This is a genomic window from Clostridium sp. KNHs216 (genome assembly GCF_006714885.1).
In the GTDB taxonomy this organism is placed as follows: domain Bacteria; phylum Bacillota; class Clostridia; order Oscillospirales; family Acutalibacteraceae; genus Caproiciproducens.
Genome location: NZ_VFMF01000001.1, coordinates 2,442,663 through 2,461,304, shown reverse-complemented (window position 1 = coordinate 2,461,304; position 18,642 = coordinate 2,442,663). Strand labels below are relative to the sequence as shown.

The window sequence follows — 18,642 nt, the reverse complement described above, 5'->3', positions numbered from 1 at the left end:
CGTCAGGAATCCCCCTGCGCAATATAGGATACGCCCACGCAGCCCGGCCCGCCGTGGGTGCCGACGACCGACCCGAGGGCGATAATCTCGCTGTCCGAAATGTCCGCGACGGACCCCGCCGCGTCCTTTAGAAGGTTCAGAAACTGCGGGGAATCGGTGTCGCCGAAAAAGATGCGGTGAGAGGGGTCCGGCTTTTCCTTCTCCATCATCTCCGCAATACGCAGAGAGGCCGCCTTGTGCCCTTTCTTTTTGTCAAACGCCTTGATTTCGCCGTTTTCGATCGAGACGATCGGCTTGATGTGGAGCATGGAACCGAGGAAAGCGGAGGAGGCCGACAGCCTGCCGCCCATTTTCAGATATTTCAGCGTATCAATAATGGCGTAAAACTTCTGCTTCCTTTTCAGCTCTTCCACCGCGGAACAGATTTCCGCCGCGGTTTTTCCGGCGTCCCTCAGCTTGATCATTTCATAGACCAGTAGCGCCAGCCCGAAGCTGACGGTCAGCGAATCGATCAGATGGATGTTTTCCGCTCCCAGCGCCTGTTTGGCGATCACCGCGGACTGATAGGTCCCGCTGAGCTTGCCGGAAATGAAAATACCGATTACCTCGTCGCCGCTATTCCTGTATTTTTCAAATAATTTTTCAAACCGTTCGGGGTTGACCTGCGCCGTGGTGGGAAGCTCCGCGCTGTCGTGGAGCATTTGAAAGAACTGCGGTTTGGTAAGGTCCACGCCGTCCACATATTCCCTGTCGCCAAAATGCACGCTCAGGGAAATAATTTCGATCCCGAGCTCGTCCTGACGGTCAAGGGCAATATCCGACGTGCTGTCCGTTATAATCTTAATAGCCATAGAAGTCCTCCACTATTTTTTGTTGCTTTCAAAAAAGTTTTTCACCGCGGCCAGCCCCTTTACAAACATGGCCAGTTCATCCTCCGTCATGGCGGACATGATCGCGGAAACCATTTTGTGGTGAAAAGAGGAATGAACTTCATTTACGCTTTTTCCTTTTTCGGTCGGGAGGATACGGACGACTCTTTTGTCGCGCTGGTCCTGCTGCCGCTGGACAAAGCCCTTTTTCACCAGCGTGTTGATGGTCGTCGTCAGCGTGCCCGCGGTGATCCCCTGGGAGCACACGATATCCGAAGCCGTGTTTTTGCCCGCCTGCGTGCCGTCGCACACCGCTTCGATCACATGCATTTCCCGCATGGAAAGGTTGTGGGATTCCTTGGTTTTCAGGCTGGCTTCTTCCGTTCTCAGTACCTCGTTAAACACTTTTACAAGAAAATTATTGATCTGGGAGTATTCGTTATTCAATGCAGTTCCCTCCTTTCGCCATTTATTTTGAAGTTCAAAATATTTGTTAATTATATCAAAAAAGAATCGTTTTGTCAAGAAAGTTTTGAAGTTCAAAATAAATATTGGAATTTTTTTACAAATATTATCTTGTGTTCCGGGCATGATAATATACAATCCACCAAAAAAGAAAAGGGAGCCCGCAGGGGCTTCGCCGGAAAAAGACCGTTTCCAACCCCTGCGCATTATGCTATAATAGCAGCGTAAATTGGAATCATTCCCTTCAAAATGTGGCGGCGGAGGCTTCTTATGAACGTTTTTGATATCATCGGGCCGGTAATGATCGGCCCGTCAAGCTCCCACACGGCGGGCGCCGTAAGAATCGGGCGGATCGCCGGCGCGCTGCTGGACGGAAAGCCCGTGAGCGCGCACATTCTGCTGCACGGCTCCTTTGCAAAAACATACCGCGGGCACGGAACGGACAAGGCCCTTGTCGCCGGGATCATGGGCATGTCGCCGAGCGACGCCCGCATCCGCGAAAGCCTTGCGCTCGCGAAGGAACGGAACCTTTCCGTCGTCTTTGAAAAGGGCGAAATCGAGGGGGCTCACCCCAATACGGCGGTGATTACCCTGACGGATGAGCAGGGGCATACCGCGACCTTGCAGGGCGCTTCCGTGGGCGGCGGAAACATCGTCATCAGCGAAATCAACGGGATGAAGGTGGACGTCACCGGGCAGCAAACCACGCTCCTGATCCTGCACCGGGACGTGCCCGGGGTGATCGCGCACGTGACGAACTACATTGCCTCGCAGGGGGTCAACATCGGCAACTTCAAGCTGACCCGCGGGCACAAGGGGGAAACGGCGCTGATGACCATTGAGGTCGACGGCGAATTCAGCCGGGAAAGCAACGCCGGAATCGAAAAGCTGCCGAACGTCCTCCGCTCGACCATGCTGCGGCCGGACTGACGCGGCTGAGAAACCAAGAATCGGAAAGGCCTGATGGAAGATGGGAATTTATTATTCGGTGGAAGACCTTGTGGGCGCGGCGGAACGCGAAAATAAAAAAATATCGGAGATCGTCCTAGAGGACCAGGCACGCGAGCTGGAAAAACCGGAGCCGGAAATATATCGGACGATGCTGGAAAGCTTCCGCGTAATGCAGCAGTCCGTCGAGGACGGCATTGACCCGGACATGCGCTCGGTGAGCGGGCTTTCGGGCGGCGGCGCGTACAAAATGAAACAGGCGGTGGACAAAGGCCGCACCCTTTGCGGCAAGGTGTTCGGCAACGCGCTGGTGCGCGCGCTTGCGGTTTCGGAAAGCAACGCCTGTATGGGCAAGATCGTCGCCGCGCCGACCGCCGGTTCCTGCGGGATTATCCCCGCGGCGCTGCTGACGGTGATGGAGGACCGGGAGCTTCCGGAGCGCGACGTGGTGATGGCGCTGTTCACCGCCTCCGCGTTCGGCATGGTGATCGCCAACAACGCGAGCATTGCCGGCGCGCAGGGCGGCTGTCAGGCGGAATGCGGCGCGGCCTCCGCCATGGCAGCGGCGGCGCTGACAGAGCTGGCGGGCGGAACCCCGCAGATGGCGGAGCACGCCTGTGCCATTGCGCTGAAAAATATTCTGGGCCTTGTGTGCGACCCGGTGGCGGGGCTGGTGGAAATTCCGTGCATCAAACGCAACGCCATGGGCGTGGCGAACGCGTTTGTGGGCGCGGAGCTGGCGCTGGCCGGAATCCAGAGCGCGATTCCCGCCGACGAGGTCATCGTCGCGATGAAGCGGATCGGCGACGCGATGCCCCGCAGCCTGAAGGAAACCTCCGAGGGCGGGCTTGCCGCCACGCCGACCGGAAAGCGCCTGAAAAAAGAGATTTTCGGGGATAACTGAGACCATGCGGTCGGCAGACGGACCTGCCGGTCAGGAAGCGGACCTGCCGGTCGGGATGCGCCTACGGCGATACCTCCAATCGGCTTACGTTAAACCGAAGTCTGATGCTCCAAGACTCCCTTCGTCGCGCCGGGCGCGACACCTCCCTCACAGAGGGAGGCAGGGGTTCGACCTTTTTAGGCTCCCTCTTTGAGGGATCTGGCAGGCGCAACCTGACTGAGGGAGTTCTCCCCAACTTCCGTATCCCCCGTCAATGAAAACCATAGCGGTATCGTATCTCCTAAAGGCACTTTGGGGATACTTGGGGGTGCAGGGGGATTTTATGGAGCTCTCCCGCCGGGAATTCAAAATCCCCCTGCGCGTCCTTTGCCTACTTTCGTACAAGAACCGAAAGTAGGGGCCCGCCCGGCCTGAGGGCAAAGCCGGCGATTAGAAAAGGGCAGGGTTATTCAAGAGCAGAATCTGACTGGGGGAGTCTATCCATTCTGACCGAGATACCAAAAGGCTGCCGGGGGATTTCCCTCCGGCAGCCTTTTCGTATCGAAACGGCGGGTCACTCCCCGCCGAACAACTTCTGTGCGTAATGCACCGAACCCATCGCGTCCCTGGAATAGGCGTCCGCGTGAATCGACTGCGCGTATTCGGGCGTGAGCACCGCGCCGCCGACCATCACCCGGCAGTCCGGCACCCTTTCGTGCAGCTGGCGGATGGTCTCCGCCATATTGGAAACGGTGGTCGTCATCAGCGCGCTGAGCCCGACCAGCTTCACGCCGCCTTCCTCCGCCGCGTCCACCACCGTTTCGGGGGGGACGTCCTTGCCGAGATCAATCACGTCGTAGCTGTAATTTTCCAGCAGGACCTTGACGATATTTTTGCCGATATCGTGGATATCGCCCTTGACGGTCGCGAGGATGATTTTTTCCTTCTTCGTCTGCTCCCCGTTGACGGTCATTTTCCCCCGGATGACCTCAAACGCCGACTTGGCGGCCTCCGCGCTCATCAGTAGCTGGGGCAGGAACAGCACGCCCTGCTCGAAATCCTTTCCCACCCGGTCAAGCGCGGGAATCATCTGGGTATTGATGATGGCGAGCGGTTCCTCCGTTTCCACCAGCCGGAGCGCCGCCGCGTGCGCGCTTTCCTTCAAGCCGCGCACCACCGCGTCCAGCAAAGAGATTTCCCCCGCGGCGGGCGGCGGCGCGGTTTCCGTTTTCTGCGCCGAATAGCGGGCGATATAGTCCATACACTTCTCGTCGCTGCCGCTGAGCGCGCAGTACGCATGGTACGCGTCCATCATCGCGGCGGAATTGGGGTTGACGATCGCGGCCCCCAGCCCGTTCTGCAGCGCCATTGTGAAAAACGCGGCGTTGATGTGTTCCCGCTGGGGCAAACCGAACGAAATATTGGAAACGCCGAGCGAGGTGTGGATGCCCAGCCGGTCGCGGATCAGCCGCAGGGCTTCCAGCGTAATGGCGGCGTTTTCCTGTCCGGCGCTGATGGTCATGGCCAGCGTGTCGAAGACCAGGTCTTTTTTGTCAATCCCGTATTCCCGGGCTGTTTTCACGATTTTCTCCGCGATTTCAAACCGGCCCTGCGCCGTGGTCGGAATCCCGTTTTCGTCCAGCGTCAGCGCGATTACCGTGCCGCCGTACTTTTTCACGAGCGGGAAGATCGCCTCCATCGATTCGGCCTTTCCGTTGACCGAATTGATCAGCGGCTTGCCGTTGTAAATGCGCATGGCGCCCGCCATCGCCTTCGGGTCGGAGGTGTCGAGCTGAAGCGGAAGGTCGGAAATCCCCTGAATTTCCATGACCGCGCGGCGAAGGAGCGCGGGCTCGTCGATTTCCGGCAGGCCAACGTTTACGTCGAGAATATGCGCGCCGTTTTCCTGCTGGGTGATCGCCTCCCGCAGCAGGTAATCCATGTCGTTGTCGCGCAGCGCCTGTTTCAGCCGGGATTTGCCCGTGGGGTTGATGCGCTCGCCGATCAGCACCGGCTTTTTGCCGAACACGACCGCCCGGGCGAACGAGGAAACCACCGTGCGGTTTTTCGGGACAATGGGGCGCGGGGAAAGGTCTTTGCACCGACGCACCACCGCCGCGATATGCTCCGGGGTCGTGCCGCAGCAGCCACCCAGAATCCAGGCGCCTTCCTTCGCGATTTCTTCCATCACGGCGGCGAATTCCTCCGGATTTACGTCAAACACGGTTTTGTCCCCTTCGGTGCGGGGCAGCCCGGCGTTGGGGTTCACGATCACGGGCAGGGAACACGCCCCCGTCATCTGCGGAAGGAATTTTTTCATCTGCTCGGGGCCGAACCCGCAGTTGAGCCCCACGGCGTCCACGCCGAGACCCTCCAGCAGCGCGACCGCAGCCGGGATGTCGCCGCCGGTCAGCAGCTTGCCCTGCTCATCCACGACCATCGTGACGAACACGGGCAAGCGGGTGCTTTCCTTCGCGGCGAGCACGGCGGCCTTGCACTCGTAGGTATCGCTCATGGTCTCGATCAGGATCAGGTCGGCCCCGGCTTTTTCCCCCGCGGCGGCGGCCCGGGAAAAGGCGGAAACGGCGTCCTCGAAATCAAGGTCGCCGAGCGGCCTGAGCAGCTTTCCGGTCGGGCCGATGTCCATGGCGACCAGCGCGCCGGGGGCGGCTTCTCTGGCAAGGCCCACCGCGGCGGCCACGATTTCCTCCGTGGAGCTGCCGCAGCCGTGCAGCTTGATCGGGTTTGCGCCGAAGGTATTGGTTGTCAGGATATCCGCGCCCGCCGCGCGGTACCTGCTGTGAATTTCTTTGATCAGTTCGGGGCGGGTCAGGTTCCACAGCTCCGGCAGCTCGCCGGGACCGAGGCCGTTTTCCTGTAAAAGGGTGCCCATGCCGCCGTCAAAAAAGACGATACGTTTCCCCAGGTCTTCCAGTATTCCCATGATATCAGTCCTTTCTGAACGGACAATTCAAAGACTTGCAGCCCATGCACTTTGCAATGTGGCAGGTCGTCTGCTCCGCGGTCAGGCCAATGACCGCGGTAACGGATTTTGTCGGCACCAGCATACTGTCCTGCGTCATGGCAAGGCCGATTTTTTTCTGCGCCTGTAAAATCCCCAGAAAGTCACGCTGATGCAGGATGGAGAAGTCCCCGTAACCGGGGCTGTACCGAGGCCGCAGAAACAACCCGCGCTTTGCCGCCTCGGCGGAAAGCTCCTGTTCCGCTTCGTCGCAGACGCTCTCTGTCAGCGCGGCGGCGCAGGCCTGCAGCACCACGGCGCGGCTCATGTCGATTTTGGAGGCGCGCTCCAAAAGGAAATCCGCTTTTGTGCCGAGCGTGGCCGCGAACAGGTACGCTTCCCCGCAGCCGGAAAGATGATTCCTCAAATCCCTGCTTTCCACCCTCAGGTTGCCGAGCAGCACCGCGTCCCCGTCGAACTCCACCGGCAGTAGCAGGCTGAGGCTGCGGGGAGTGACCCCGGCCCGCAGCTCGTTCAGGCAGGATTCGATTGTACGCAGGGTGCGCTCATCCGCGGGCTTGCCGCGGTAGCCAAGGTAGCGCAGCACTTCTTCCGTCTCTTTCATTCCCTGATGATCTCCGATAAATTATCCATGATTTTTGCCGCGATATCCGGCTTGTTCATCGTATAAATATGAATCGCGCTGACGCCGTTGGAAATCAGGTCGATGATCTGCTCCGTCGCGTAGGCGATGCCCGCCTGTTTCATGGCGGCGGGCTTGTCGGCGAATTTATCCACGATCGCCTTGAAGCGCGGCGGCAGCTCCGTGCCGGAAAGCGCGCAGATCCGCCTGATCTGGCCGCTGTTAGTCACCGGCATGATGCCCGCCACCACCGGGATATGAATCCCCTTCGCCAGAATCCGGTACAGGAACTGGTAGAGAATATTGTTGTCAAAAAACATCTGTGTAGTCAGAAAGTCGCAGCCGCTGTCCACCTTTTCCTTCAGGTAGCCGATGTCGTCCTCCCGGCGGGCGCACTCGACGTGCCCCTCGGGGTAGCAGGCCGCGCCGATGCAGAACCCGCCGTATTCCCTGATCTGCCTGACCAGCTCGCCGGCGTAGCGGTACTGGCCGGGGGACGGGAAATCGGAATTGTGCGGGATATCGCCGCGCAGGGCCAGAATATTTTCAATATGATGTTCTTTTAACCCGGATAATATTTGCCCGACCTCCTCCTTGGTGGAGGAAACACAGGTCAGGTGCGCCAGCGCGGTCACGCCGCAGTTCTGGATTTCCGACGCGATGCGGGTCGTGTTCTGGGACGTGCCGCCGCCCGCGCCGTAGGTAACGCTCATGAAATCGGGCCTGAGCGCGGAAATGTCGCGCACAACCTCGTTCACCCGGGCAATATCGTCGTCTTTTTTCGGTGGGAACAGCTCGCAGGAAACCGTGACCCTGCCGCTGTTCAGAATTTCGCTGATTTTCATGGCTTTGTTCCTTTCAGTGCCCCGGAAAATAAAAAAAACCCGTCTCCACAGGCGCCGTGCCCGATGAAGACGAGATTCCAAATCCCGTGTTACCACTTCAAATTCACCCGTCCCTTGCGAAACGGGCCTCTCAGGATATTACAGTGCAGGACACCGTCTATACCCGCTTTCTGTAACGGGAAATCCCGTCGCAGCCTAAACCGGGAATCCGGCCTCGGTGCGCCGCTCAGGAGCCATTTTCGCCCGGCCTCCCGCCCGCTTTCTTTCAGCGCGGCAAAGCCGCAAAAGCTTCTCTGTATGCCTTCGGAAGGGTTACTTTCTCCATCTCTGCGTGTAAAAATATATTTTTACTAGTGTAGCATAGAAAAGCACGGTTGTCAAACGGAACAAAAAGGAAAAACACTTCTTTTGATATAACGCTTCTATTGATATTTTAAAAGCTATTGATGAACCAGAAGAATTAAAAACTTGAGATTATATTGACTTACGGGAAAAATGGTGCTATACCGTAATTAGATTCCAAATGGGAAAATAAAAAATGGTATCTGTCAGGAAGAGTCGGAGGGTTTTGTTTGAAAAAAATACCACAGTTATTATCCTATATAGACACAGCAATGGTAGTTCTTCTTTCGATATATGTAATTTTAGTATTATACGGTATCATGTTCGCTAATATTTTTATTCCGATAACCTTAGGTCTTATATTCGCTATCTACTTATTTTATGAAAAGGAAGATACCGCCAGAGTTAAAATAAGAAGCATAATAACTGTCTTTCCGATTTTATCCTTAGCCATCATTTCTTCAATAAAAAAATTTATGTAATAAATCAACTCCCCTTTCATGCAATTTATCTGCATGGAAGGGGAGTGTTGATAATTAATAGGATTAGTCCTGTAGTGAAGCGGGGCAGAACGCCCCGCCGCTGTCATTCATCGTCCCGCATCAGATTCTCAGCGTAATCGCGAAGGCTTGCGAAGGAATTGATGTTCTCCTCCCGCGCGCTGATGGATTCCTGCACGTATTCGGGCAGGTTGTCAAAGTATTCACCGGCTTCGCTGTCCTCTTCGATCAGCTCGTATAAACCGCTGTACTTGTCTTTCATCGGACTCACCTCCGGGAATAGTTTTCGCAGAATTTACAGGATTATCCATTTGTTTCCCGAATATGCTCGGCGGCCTGCATCAGCTCGCCCAGCGTGGAAATCTCCACGCCCGATTCCAGAATCCTGTTTTTCACGTCGATGGGCAGATTTTCAAAATATCCCCGTAAATCCGGGTCGTTCTCATAAAAGGTCCCCAAAGCAAAACGCCTCCCCAAACCTCAGTAAATAAATCATTTACTGTAGTTTTTACGGGAGGCGCTGTTTTTACGTAAGGAAATACTTTCCTTATTTCAGGCTTTCGTCGTAATTCGCGCGTTCGCCGCCGATAAATTTCGGCCGGGTGCGCGCGCTGGTCACGTTGGCTTCGCCGATTTTGCGCACGGAAAGGCGCACCGGCACCGCCACTCTGGCAAGGTGCATGCCGATCAGCGTGCCGCCGATATCGATCCCCGCCTGAGCGGTGACTTCCTCCACCGCCGCCGGATGCTCAAAGTTCGAGTAAGCCGCCGTGGCAAAGGAACCGCCGGCCTTCGGGCGCGGAACGGCGTTGACGATTTCCAGCCGGTCCCTGACCGCCGCCTCTTTTTCAATAATAATCGCGCGGTTCAGATGCTCGCAGCACTGAGCGGCCAGATAAATCCCCTTTTCCTTCAAAACGGGGTAAACGGCGTGAAACACCGCGTTGGCGATTTCCACGCTGGAGGACGAGCCGATATCGTGCCCGCCGATTTCGCTGGAGGAACAGCCCACGACCAGGATATTTCCCGCGGTCAGACCCGCGGCTTTTATCAATTCGCAGACGGCTTTTTTCGCCTGCGCCGCAATTTCATCATACATAGAACTCAACTCCGGTTATAATATTTGTAGGTTTGACAGATATTATAATCTTATTGAAGAGATTTTGCAACTCCGCGCGATTTTGCCCCCGGCGGCCGCGTTTTTCCGCAAGCGGGAGAATTTATTTAATTTTCTCAGTTAGAATTAATGTATGCTATACATTATGATATTATAGACTAAAATATATGGTTTTGAAAACTATATGATAATTTGAAATTATAGGAGTGCTTTTATGACCTGGAGTATTCTTTCAGACAGCTCCTGCGACTTACCCCAAAACGCATTCCAGGATTACGGCCTGCACTTTGCGACCGTACCCCTGAAGCTCATCGTGGGCGGCACCGAGTACACCGACGATGATTCGCTGAATGTAAACATCATGCTGGCCCAGATGAAAAATTACAAGGGGCCGTCCTCGTCGGCGTGCCCGTCGCCGGAAGAGTGGGCAATCGAATTCCGGAAAAGCGACTGCACCCTGGCGGTGACGATGACCAGTGCGCTGAGCGGCACCTACAACAGCGCCCTTGTCGCAAGGGACATGGTTCTGGAGGAATTCCCCTGGAAGAAAATCCACGTGATCGATTCCCATTCCACCGCCGGGGGGCTGGTGCTGATTCTGAGAAAAGCGGCGGAGCTGATTTCCTCCGGACTGGACTTCGACGAAGTCGTCAAACAGGCGGAAGCGTACTCCCGCAGCCTGTTTCTGCTGTTCGCGCTCGGTTCCTACGACAACCTGATCAAATCGGGGCGCATGTCCCGCGTGGCGGGGATCCTGGCCAACTCGCTGGGCATCCGCGCGGTGGCCTCCAACACGCCGGAGGGCGAGATCAAGGTGCTGCACAAGCCGCGCGGCGAGGAACGCGCGATCATGCAGATCGTGGAAACCATGAACAAGCTGAAAGACATGGCGGGAAAGCCCGTCGTCATCAGCCACTGCAACAATCCCAAGGGCGCGCAGCGCCTGAAGGAGCTGATCGCGCACGTCTGCCTGACCACGAAGATCACGATTTTGCAGACGCGGGGGCTGACCAGCTATTACACGGAGAACGGCGGGTTTCTGGTCGGCTTCTGACCGCACGCCGTATCAAAAGCGGCGGGAAGTTTGAGCCGCCCCAAAACCCATCTGGTAAATTGCATATATTAATTATGTATGATATAGTTATAGAAATGAATCTAATGGCTATAGGAACGGGTTTGAGGTGATATTTTGAAGGCAATCCTAAAAAACATCGGCAAAAATGAATTGTATTTAATTTTTTTCCTCATATCCCAAGAAATCATCCGTTTATTGATGAAAGCAAGCAATGATTTATCCGTCAGTTTAAAGCAATCCATAATCATGATAATCATTGTAGCCGTTCTGTCGGTCATACAGCAATTATTAAAAAGGAATCCTTAATATATAAAGGTTTTGGCTCCTTCTTTGAGGGAGCCAAAACCTTTTTTCCGTATCCCCGTCAATGAAGCCCACAGCAGTATCGTATCTCATAGAGACACTTTGGGGATACCGGGGGGTGCAGGGGGATTTTATGGAGCACTCCCGCCGGGAATTCAAAATCCCCCTGCGCGTACTTTGCCTACTTTCGGACAAGATCGAAAGTAGGGGCCCGCCCGGCCTGAGGGCAAAGCTAACGATCAGAAACAGGAATTCGGGAAACACTGTGCTTCCCAACGAACTCCTTCCGTCGCGCCGGGCGCGGACCATGCGGTCGGCAAGCGCCTACGGCGGCGCTTCCAGTCGGCTTACGTTAAATCAAAGTCTGATGCTCCGAAACTCCTTCCGTCGCGCCGGGCGGACCATGCGGTCGGCAAGCGCCTACGGCGGCGCTTCCAATTGGCTTACGTTCAATCGGAAGTGGGATGCTCCGAGACTCCCTTCGTCGCGCCGAGCGCGACACCTCCCTCACGGAGGGAGGCAAAGGTCCCGCTTATTAAGGCTCCCTCTGTGAGGGAGCTGTCAGGCGCATCCCGGACCGGCAGGTCCTGACTGAGGGAGTACCCCTTGCTTTCATGAAAACACCACCCAGACGCCTAAAAAAGGGGCGGGAATTCTTTCCCGCCCCTTTTATTTTCCATAAAATGATATAATTTAGCAAATTCTATTGCACTGGCAAAGAAAACGCGCTATAATTCAGTTGCAAGGCACAAATAAAAGTGCAGCGCAGGAACGGAGTGCTGGAACACCCCGCCCCCTGCTTACGGAGAAATAACCTCCATAAACAACCGAAGAATCGGCACGCTGCGGATATTATTATACCGCCTCTTTACTCTTTTGTACAGAGGGGATTTTGTACCCGCGGACGCTTGATGACGTTGTATATGGATTTCGTATCCGTGTACGGCGTTTTTTTGTGCCCTGCGGCGGCGAAAGGGCGGCGGGAAAGTGTCCCCCGGCCGCCCTCTTCTAAGCCTCCGTGCCGATTCCGAGGAAAAGGCTTTGGATTTTCCCGTCGGCGTCCAGTACAATGTGGTCCGTCCCTTCCATGGTGAAAACGCCGCCTGTCCTGCTGACGCAGGCCGCAGCCCACGGCACCCGGAACCCGCCCTGTTCGGGCAGGATTTCCCAGACATGCTTCATTTCCCTGTTTCTGCCCAGGAGAGCCTGAAAAAACTCCCTGATTTTTCCGCGCCCGCGTATTTCGTCGTACCCTTTCAGCCGTAAGGAAGCGTTTTCCGAAAACAGCCCTTCCAGCCCGGAAAATGCCGCTTCGTTCTCCATCGCCAAATCCAGCTGGGTAAAATACCTGCCGATCACCGTCACTGCAACCACTCCCGTCGTCCGGCTTTTCCGCCGGTTCATTACACCTGCATTATAGCACCCGGCCCGGCCCCGTACAAGAAGGGATTTATTTTTCGTCCTGCTTTAACAGGCCGATATATACGTCGATCACCTTATAAAAGGTATCGATTTCCTCGGGCGTGCATTTCATCATCAGTTCTTCCGTGGTCTGGGCAATATCCGCCAGATCGTACATTTTGTGCGCGATGGAAAGCCGTGTGCCTTCCTCCGTAGCGTAAAGCAGGACGGTTTTGGAGTTGTTCTCCTTCATTTTCCGCGTTACCAGCCCGCTTTCCACCAGCCTTTTCACGGTCTGGGAAATCGCGCCCTTGGTTTTGTTCCAGTCTTTCGCAAGCTCCGTGATGGTGGTGCCGGGGTTTTCCTCAATATAGGTAAGGGTGTGTACATCGATCATGCCTATTTTCTGCCCGGTGCCGTAATCCCTTTGGGCATGTATGTAATCGCTGTAAAGCAGAACAAATTTATACAGCTTATCGGCGCGCGCGTTCAGCTCGCGGTACAGCCGGTCCAAATCCTCGCGCTGGTCCTTAGTCGCCATGTAAGAGCCCCCGTTTCTAAATATATATGTATTATGACATAAAACGAATAAAATTACAATATACCGGCATACCGGCTTCCCGCCGGGTTACTGCTTTTGGAAGCGACTCCTTCCGTCGCGGACCTGCCGGTCGGGAAGCGGACCATGCGGTCGGCGGGCGGACCTGCCGGTCAGGAAGCGGACCATGCGGTCGGCACGCGCCTACGGCGATACTCTCAGGCAGCTATCTGTTGAATTGCGGCGATGCACTAATGAGGCAGGCGGAGACTCCTTCCGTCGCGCCGAGCGCGACACCTCCCTCACGGAGGGAGGCAGGGGATTCGGCCCCTCCCCGAAAGAGTTTAATTTCCTTTTCCGTATCCTCCGTCAATGAAAACCATACAGGTTTCGTATTTTATAAAGACACTTTGGGGATACCTGGGGGGTGCAGGGGGATTTTATGGAGCCCTCCCGCCGGGAATTCAAAATCCCCCTGCGCGTCCTTTGCCTACTTTCGGACAAACGCGAAAGTAGGGGCCCGCCCGGCCTGAGGGCAAAGCTGACGATCAACTCCTACTTGCGGCGATGCGTTAATGTAGCAGGAGGAGACTCCCTCGACGCGGACCTCCCGGTCGGGAAGCGCCTACGGCGATGCTTCCAGTCGGCTTACGTTAAGTCGAAGCCTGATGCTCCGAAACTCCCTCCGCCGCGCCGAGCGCGACACCTCCCTCATGGAGGGAGGCTGGGGATTCTTCCCCCTCCCCATGGGGGCCGGCAGGCGCAGCCTGACTGGGGGAGTCAGCTCAATCCAACTGAAAGAATACAACTCGGCCCCATTTTGGAAGGGGCCGCCACTTGGTGGGGAGTTTAACATAGCCCGGCCGGAGGGGGTCCCTCTCTCCCTCCGGGCACGCCGGGCGCAGACCCGACTTTGATACCGGCTTCACGCCGGTTTTTTTCTGCCCTTTTTCATGTTTAATAACTAAACCAAAATTCTGTAATATTGTCGAAATATCGGGCTTCATTTCTACACAATATACAAATATTTAATATTTAACATTATTTAATTGACATATTCTTAGCATAGTGCTATATTTTTAGCAGAAAATAGTTTAATGACTAAACAATAAACGAAGCAAGAAGAGAAAGGTGATCAAATGAATGCAGAACAGTTTTGCGCAAAGTACGCGGTAGACAGGATGGGGACCAGCTCCCTGAAATGGGACGCTTTACAGTTGAGGTTCGGCGACCCGGATTTGATTTCCATGTGGGTGGCGGACATGGAGTTCCGTACCTGCGACGCGGTCGTAGAGGCAATGACCGAAAGGGTGCGCCACGGCGTATTCGGCTATTCCTTTGTCTCGGACGAATACTACGAGGCGTTTTTCAACTGGGAGGAGAAGCATCACGGATACCGCCCGAAGAAGGAATGGATGCGCTTTTCCACCGGTGTGGTGGTCGCCCTGTACTGGTTTGTAAACGCATTTACCAAGCCCGGCGACTCGGTCATGATCCTGACCCCCGTCTACTATCCGTTCCACAACGCCGTCAAGGACAACGGCCGCAAGCTGGTAACCTGTGAACTGACGAATACCGACGGACTCTACACGATCGATTACGAAAAATTCGAGAAGAACATTGTTGACAACGACGTAAAGCTGTTCATCCAGTGTTCCCCGCACAACCCGGCCGGCCGCGTCTGGACCGAGGAAGAGCTCGACACGGTTCTGGACATCTGCAAACGCCGCAACGTGCTGGTCGTTTCCGACGAAATCCATCAGGACATCATTCTGGGCGACAAAAAGCAGATTCCGTCCGCAATCGTGAAAGGCGGCAAATACGCGGACAACCTTATCACCGTGACCGCGCCGTCCAAGACCTTTAACCTGGCGGGGCTGCTGAATTCCCACATTATCATTGAAAACCCGGAAATCCTCGCCCGGTACGACGACTACGCGAAAACGATCAACCAGACCGAAGTCAACATTATGGGCCTGACCGCGGCGCAGGCGGCTTACACCCAAGGAGAGGACTGGCTGGAGGGCGCGCTGGCGGTCATCAGGCAAAATTACGAATACGTCTGCAAAGCGCTAAAGGAAGGCGCTCCCAAAATCGTCATCACCCCGCTGGAAGGCACCTATCTGATGTGGCTCGACATGCGCGCGTATCTGGACCCGGACAGCGTAAAGGATTTCACCCAGAACAAATGCCGTCTTGCGGTGGATTACGGCGAATGGTTCGGCGCCCAGTGCAAGGGCTTTATCCGGCTGAACCTTGCGACGGAGCCGAAGTACGTGAAAGCGGCGGTAGAGAACATTGTGAAAAACATAAAAGCCCTGTAAACTAAGTCCACAAAAAACAAGAGGAGGAAAACAAATGGCGACTTTCTTCAAAAACAACAAGTTCCCCTTTATCCTTCTGGGCAGCATGCTTGCGGGTTCCATTCTGGGCGCGTTCTGGGGCTCCGGCGCCACCGTTCTTTCCCCGATCGCGGACATCTTCCTGAACCTTCTGTACTGCTGCGTCGTCCCGATGATCTTTGTTTCCCTGGTGTCCTCCATTGCGAACATGGAAAACCTGAAAAAGCTGGGTAAAATTCTCGGCGTCATGATGCTGATCTTCATCCTGACCGAAATTATCGCGAGCGTCTATATGGCGGTCATCTGCGGTGTTTTCGACCCCGCGAAGGGCGCGCAGATCGCCATGAACGAGAAGGTCGAGGACCTGACCAGCAACAACAACTTCCTGTCCATGTTCACGGTAAACGACTTTTCGCTCCTGTGGTCGCGCAAAAGCCTGATGGCGCTGATCGTGTTCTCCATGATCTCCGGCGTGGCGGTGGTCGCGGTCGGCGAGAAGGGCAAGCCGGTCATGCAGTTCTTTGACTCGCTTTCCGCCGTCATTATGAAGATGGTCGGTTATGTCATGCTGCTCGCCCCCATCGGGCTGGGCGCGTTTTTCGCGACGCTGATCGGCCAGTACGGCGGCGAAATTGTCGGCCCGCTGTCCCGCTCCCTCGTGATCTACCTGATTGCGGCCGTGGTCTACTACGCGCTGTCCAACACGCTGTTCGCCTTTATCGGCGGGGGCGCGATCGGCGTAAAGCGCTTCTGGAAGCCCATCATTTCCCCGACGCTCACCTCTCTGGGTACCTGCTCCAGCGCGGCGTCCATCCCCGCGGAGCTGATCGCCGCGAAACAGATGCATATTTCCGACGACGTCGCGAACATCACCATCCCCATGGGTGCGAACCTGCACAAGGACGGCGCATGCCTGATTACGATCCTGAAAATCGCGTTCATGTGCTCCGTGTTCCATGTAAACTTCCTTGACCCGCACATCCTGTTCACCGCCATTCTGGTATCGGTGGTCGCCTCCACCGTGATGGGCGCGATTCCCGCGGGCGGCTACGTCGGCGAAATCTTCATCATTTCCGCCTTCGGCTTCCCCGAGGTTTCCATCCCGATCATGGTTTTGATCGGCACCATTACCGACGCGCCCGCCACCGCCATCAACTCCACAGGCGACACCGGCGTGGCGATGATCGTAGCGCGCATTATGGAAGGCAAAAACTGGCTGAAGGACAAAATAGCGGCAGAAGAAAAAGAAGAGATTTCCGGAACAACAGAAACCGCCTGAGTTTTTCTTTCCTTTCCTTTTTCAGAGACAGGATGCAGCATCCTGTCTCTGTTTTTTTACGCTTCCTTCCCACGGAAAAAGCGCCCTGCGCCTTCCGACCCAGGGCGTGAAGCCGAAAATTCGTACCGTCCCGCGCAGGAGAGCCGCCGCAGCCCGGTCCCGCTTGAAAAGCCGCCGGTTCCATGCTACACTAAGCCTACAGCGTTTCCCGTTGATTCTGCAACAAGGTTGCGTTTTCCCCCCGCCGAAGGCGGGGGGAAAACGTGTTCTGTCTTGCCAACTAAAAGGGAATTGCTGTAAACAACATTCCGGATACTCAGGAAAGGAACTGCTTTATGAAACTAGGAATTATCGGCACTTCGGAAATTTCCCGCCTGTTCGTACAGGCCGCTGTGGAAACGGGAAGCTACGAGCCTTATGCGGTTTATTCCCGCAAAGCGGAAACCGGCGCTCAGTACGCGGCCCTCTACCGGATTCCCCACGTATTTACCGAACTGGAAGCCCTGGCAAACTGCCCCGGACTGGACGCCGTCTATATCGCGTCCCCAAACAGCCTGCATTTCCCGCAGGCGAAGCTCTGCCTTTCCGCCGGAAAGCATGTGATTGTGGAAAAACCGGCGGTGGCGACCTCGGCGCAGCTCGAAGAGCTGCTGGATATCGCGAAAAGAAACCATGTATACCTGCTGGAAGCGATCCGCCCGATCTACAACCCCGATCTGAACGTCCTGAAGGAAGCGGTCAAAAAGATCGCCCCCGTTCACTACGTCTATTTCAACTATATGAAATATTCCTCCAAATACGACGCGTATAAGGAAGGAAAGAACCCGCCCGTTTTCAGCCCGGAATACGACGGCGGCGCGCTGGCCGACCTAGGCATTTACAATCTTTACCTCTGCGCCGCCCTGTTCGGCGCGCCGAAAAGCAGCACCTGCACCGCCGGTCTGCTCGAAAGCGGGGTGGACGGGGTCTGCACCCAGGTTCTGGAGTACGACGGCTTTTGCGCCGTGCTCAGCTCCTCCAAAATCTCCGTCAGCCGGTCGGCAAGCGAAATTCAGGGCGAAAACGGTACCGTCACGCTGGAGGGCCCCACCTCTCTGGACAGTATCCGGCTTTATCCCCGCGGGGGCGGGGAGGAACTGCTTTCCACGGAGCGCAAATCCTCCATGTTCTGTCAGCAGAGGGAGCTCGCCCGCATTCTTACGGAACGGGACGAGGCCGCGTACGCACGCGCCTGCGAACGTATGCGCTGCTGCATCGGGCTGCTGGAGCAGGGCCGCCGTCAGGCCGGAATCCGGTTCAGTTCTCTTTGATTTTTCCAGTTGTCGGCGCCGCGCGATTGTGATATGATAGAAATAAAGAAAAAGCACCTCCGTTTTTATGCGGAAGTGCTTTTGAACGTAAAAACAGAGAAAGGTATTTTCACAGGATAGGTGAGGTTTATGGAGGACACCATTAAAGTAACGGCACCGGTTTACCAGAAGATTGCCGCCGACATTGCGGCAAAGATCGTGGACAACCGTTACCGCGTAGGAGAAAAGATATACGCGAGATCGTACCTTGCAAGCCAGTACAACGTTTCTTCCGAAACCGCACGGCGCGCCATCTGCGTACTGTCCGACCTGGAAATCGTAGACGTGACAAAGGGCAGCGGCGTGATTATCAAATCGTACGACAACGCCGTAAAATTCGTTCACCAGTACAACGACATCCAGTCGCTGAACGACCTGAAAAAGGATATTTTGAGCAGCGTGGAACGGCAGAAAAAAGAAACGAAATTTCTGCTGAAATCCATTTCCAGCATCATAGACCGGACGGAGCGTTTCCAGTCCATCAATCCGTTTATCCCGTTTGAAATCGAGATTACGGAAAAAACGCCCCTGCTCGACAAGTCCCTGTCCGAGCTGAATTTCTGGCACCACACGGCGGCGACCATCATCGCCATCAAGCGCAACAGCACGCTGATGATGTCCCCCGGCCCCTACGCGATTCTACAGAAGCACGACGTGCTGTATTACTGCGGCGAGGACAACTGTCAGGACCGGGTAAAAAGTTTTCTTTACCCGGACGAGGAAGAATAAAACAAAATACAAAGACCCGGAAAAGCGTTGTACAGCGCCGATCCGGGTCTCT

The 18,642-nt window shown here is 55.5% G+C and carries 17 protein-coding genes; 7 read left to right on the top strand and 10 right to left on the bottom strand.

From position 1 onward, the window contains the following. Window positions 1-2: 2 nt before the first annotated feature. Both LY85_RS11940 and LY85_RS11935 read right to left on the bottom strand, forming a co-directional pair. Window positions 3-851 (bottom strand): DegV family protein, encoded by an 849-nt coding sequence (locus tag LY85_RS11940; protein WP_141826813.1) that lies wholly within the window; start codon window positions 849-851, stop codon window positions 3-5. A gap of 12 nt (window positions 852-863) precedes the next feature. Then, the gene (locus LY85_RS11935; RefSeq protein ID WP_185741201.1) at window positions 864-1,316 is read right to left on the bottom strand and encodes a MarR family transcriptional regulator; all 453 of its coding nucleotides are present in this window, start codon (window positions 1,314-1,316) and stop codon (window positions 864-866) included. A 288-nt stretch (window positions 1,317-1,604) separates the two neighbouring features. Here LY85_RS11935 and sdaAB point away from each other — a divergent pair, with 288 nt between their 5' ends. Together sdaAB and sdaAA are read left to right on the top strand one after the other, a co-directional pair. After that, window positions 1,605-2,264, top strand: a complete 660-nt coding sequence (gene sdaAB, locus LY85_RS11930; RefSeq protein WP_038322306.1) for an L-serine ammonia-lyase, iron-sulfur-dependent subunit beta — start codon at window positions 1,605-1,607, stop codon at window positions 2,262-2,264. 40 nt (window positions 2,265-2,304) lie between these two features. Further along, complete coding sequence (sdaAA, locus tag LY85_RS11925; RefSeq protein ID WP_141826811.1) at window positions 2,305-3,186, top strand: L-serine ammonia-lyase, iron-sulfur-dependent, subunit alpha; 882 nt, start codon at window positions 2,305-2,307, stop codon at window positions 3,184-3,186. Window positions 3,187-3,739: 553 nt separating this feature from the next. Here sdaAA and LY85_RS11920 read toward each other — a convergent pair. The 6 genes from LY85_RS11920 to LY85_RS11905 all read right to left on the bottom strand — a co-directional run bounded on the left by LY85_RS11920 (window position 3,740) and on the right by LY85_RS11905 (window position 9,556). Beyond that, window positions 3,740-6,109, bottom strand: coding sequence for a homocysteine S-methyltransferase family protein (locus LY85_RS11920; protein WP_141826810.1), 2,370 nt, complete (start codon window positions 6,107-6,109; stop codon window positions 3,740-3,742). Between the two features lie 4 nt (window positions 6,110-6,113). Further along, window positions 6,114-6,752, bottom strand: coding sequence for a vitamin B12 dependent-methionine synthase activation domain-containing protein (locus tag LY85_RS11915; protein WP_141826809.1), 639 nt, complete (start codon window positions 6,750-6,752; stop codon window positions 6,114-6,116). Beyond that, window positions 6,749-7,615, bottom strand: a complete 867-nt coding sequence (gene metF / locus LY85_RS11910) for a methylenetetrahydrofolate reductase [NAD(P)H] (RefSeq protein WP_038322310.1) — start codon at window positions 7,613-7,615, stop codon at window positions 6,749-6,751. Before metF ends, LY85_RS11915 begins: the two co-directional genes overlap by 4 nt. 927 nt (window positions 7,616-8,542) lie before the next feature. Next, entirely contained in the window at window positions 8,543-8,719 is a 177-nt protein-coding gene (locus LY85_RS19330; RefSeq protein WP_170949864.1) for a hypothetical protein, read from the bottom strand. A gap of 41 nt (window positions 8,720-8,760) precedes the next feature. After that, complete coding sequence (locus LY85_RS19325; RefSeq protein ID WP_156103884.1) at window positions 8,761-8,916, bottom strand: hypothetical protein; 156 nt, start codon at window positions 8,914-8,916, stop codon at window positions 8,761-8,763. An 88-nt stretch (window positions 8,917-9,004) separates the two neighbouring features. Then, window positions 9,005-9,556 carry a TIGR01440 family protein gene (locus LY85_RS11905; RefSeq protein WP_141826808.1) on the bottom strand — a complete coding sequence of 184 codons (552 nt, stop codon included), beginning with the start codon at window positions 9,554-9,556 and terminating at the stop codon, window positions 9,005-9,007. A 232-nt stretch (window positions 9,557-9,788) separates the two neighbouring features. Between LY85_RS11905 and LY85_RS11900 the strand changes: the two genes are divergently transcribed. Beyond that, a complete protein-coding gene (locus tag LY85_RS11900) occupies window positions 9,789-10,628 on the top strand; it encodes a DegV family protein (RefSeq protein ID WP_141826807.1) in 840 nt (279 codons plus the stop codon). 1,332 nt (window positions 10,629-11,960) lie between these two features. Here LY85_RS11900 and LY85_RS11895 read toward each other — a convergent pair. Together LY85_RS11895 and LY85_RS11890 are read right to left on the bottom strand one after the other, a co-directional pair. After that, entirely contained in the window at window positions 11,961-12,356 is a 396-nt protein-coding gene (locus tag LY85_RS11895; protein ID WP_141826806.1) for a nuclear transport factor 2 family protein, read from the bottom strand. A gap of 46 nt (window positions 12,357-12,402) precedes the next feature. Then, window positions 12,403-12,894, bottom strand: coding sequence for a MarR family transcriptional regulator (locus tag LY85_RS11890; RefSeq protein WP_038322314.1), 492 nt, complete (start codon window positions 12,892-12,894; stop codon window positions 12,403-12,405). Between the two features lie 1,136 nt (window positions 12,895-14,030). Between LY85_RS11890 and LY85_RS11885 the strand changes: the two genes are divergently transcribed. The 4 genes from LY85_RS11885 (at window position 14,031) to LY85_RS11870 (ending at window position 18,590) form a co-directional block, all read left to right on the top strand. Further along, window positions 14,031-15,215 (top strand): MalY/PatB family protein, encoded by a 1,185-nt coding sequence (locus LY85_RS11885; protein ID WP_141826805.1) that lies wholly within the window; start codon window positions 14,031-14,033, stop codon window positions 15,213-15,215. A 34-nt stretch (window positions 15,216-15,249) separates the two neighbouring features. Continuing rightward, entirely contained in the window at window positions 15,250-16,512 is a 1,263-nt protein-coding gene (locus LY85_RS11880; RefSeq protein ID WP_207705554.1) for a dicarboxylate/amino acid:cation symporter, read from the top strand. Window positions 16,513-16,847: 335 nt separating this feature from the next. Then, window positions 16,848-17,822 carry a Gfo/Idh/MocA family oxidoreductase gene (locus tag LY85_RS11875; protein ID WP_141826804.1) on the top strand — a complete coding sequence of 325 codons (975 nt, stop codon included), beginning with the start codon at window positions 16,848-16,850 and terminating at the stop codon, window positions 17,820-17,822. A gap of 129 nt (window positions 17,823-17,951) precedes the next feature. Beyond that, window positions 17,952-18,590 (top strand): TrkA C-terminal domain-containing protein, encoded by a 639-nt coding sequence (locus tag LY85_RS11870; RefSeq protein WP_141826803.1) that lies wholly within the window; start codon window positions 17,952-17,954, stop codon window positions 18,588-18,590. Window positions 18,591-18,642: the final 52 nt, after the last annotated feature.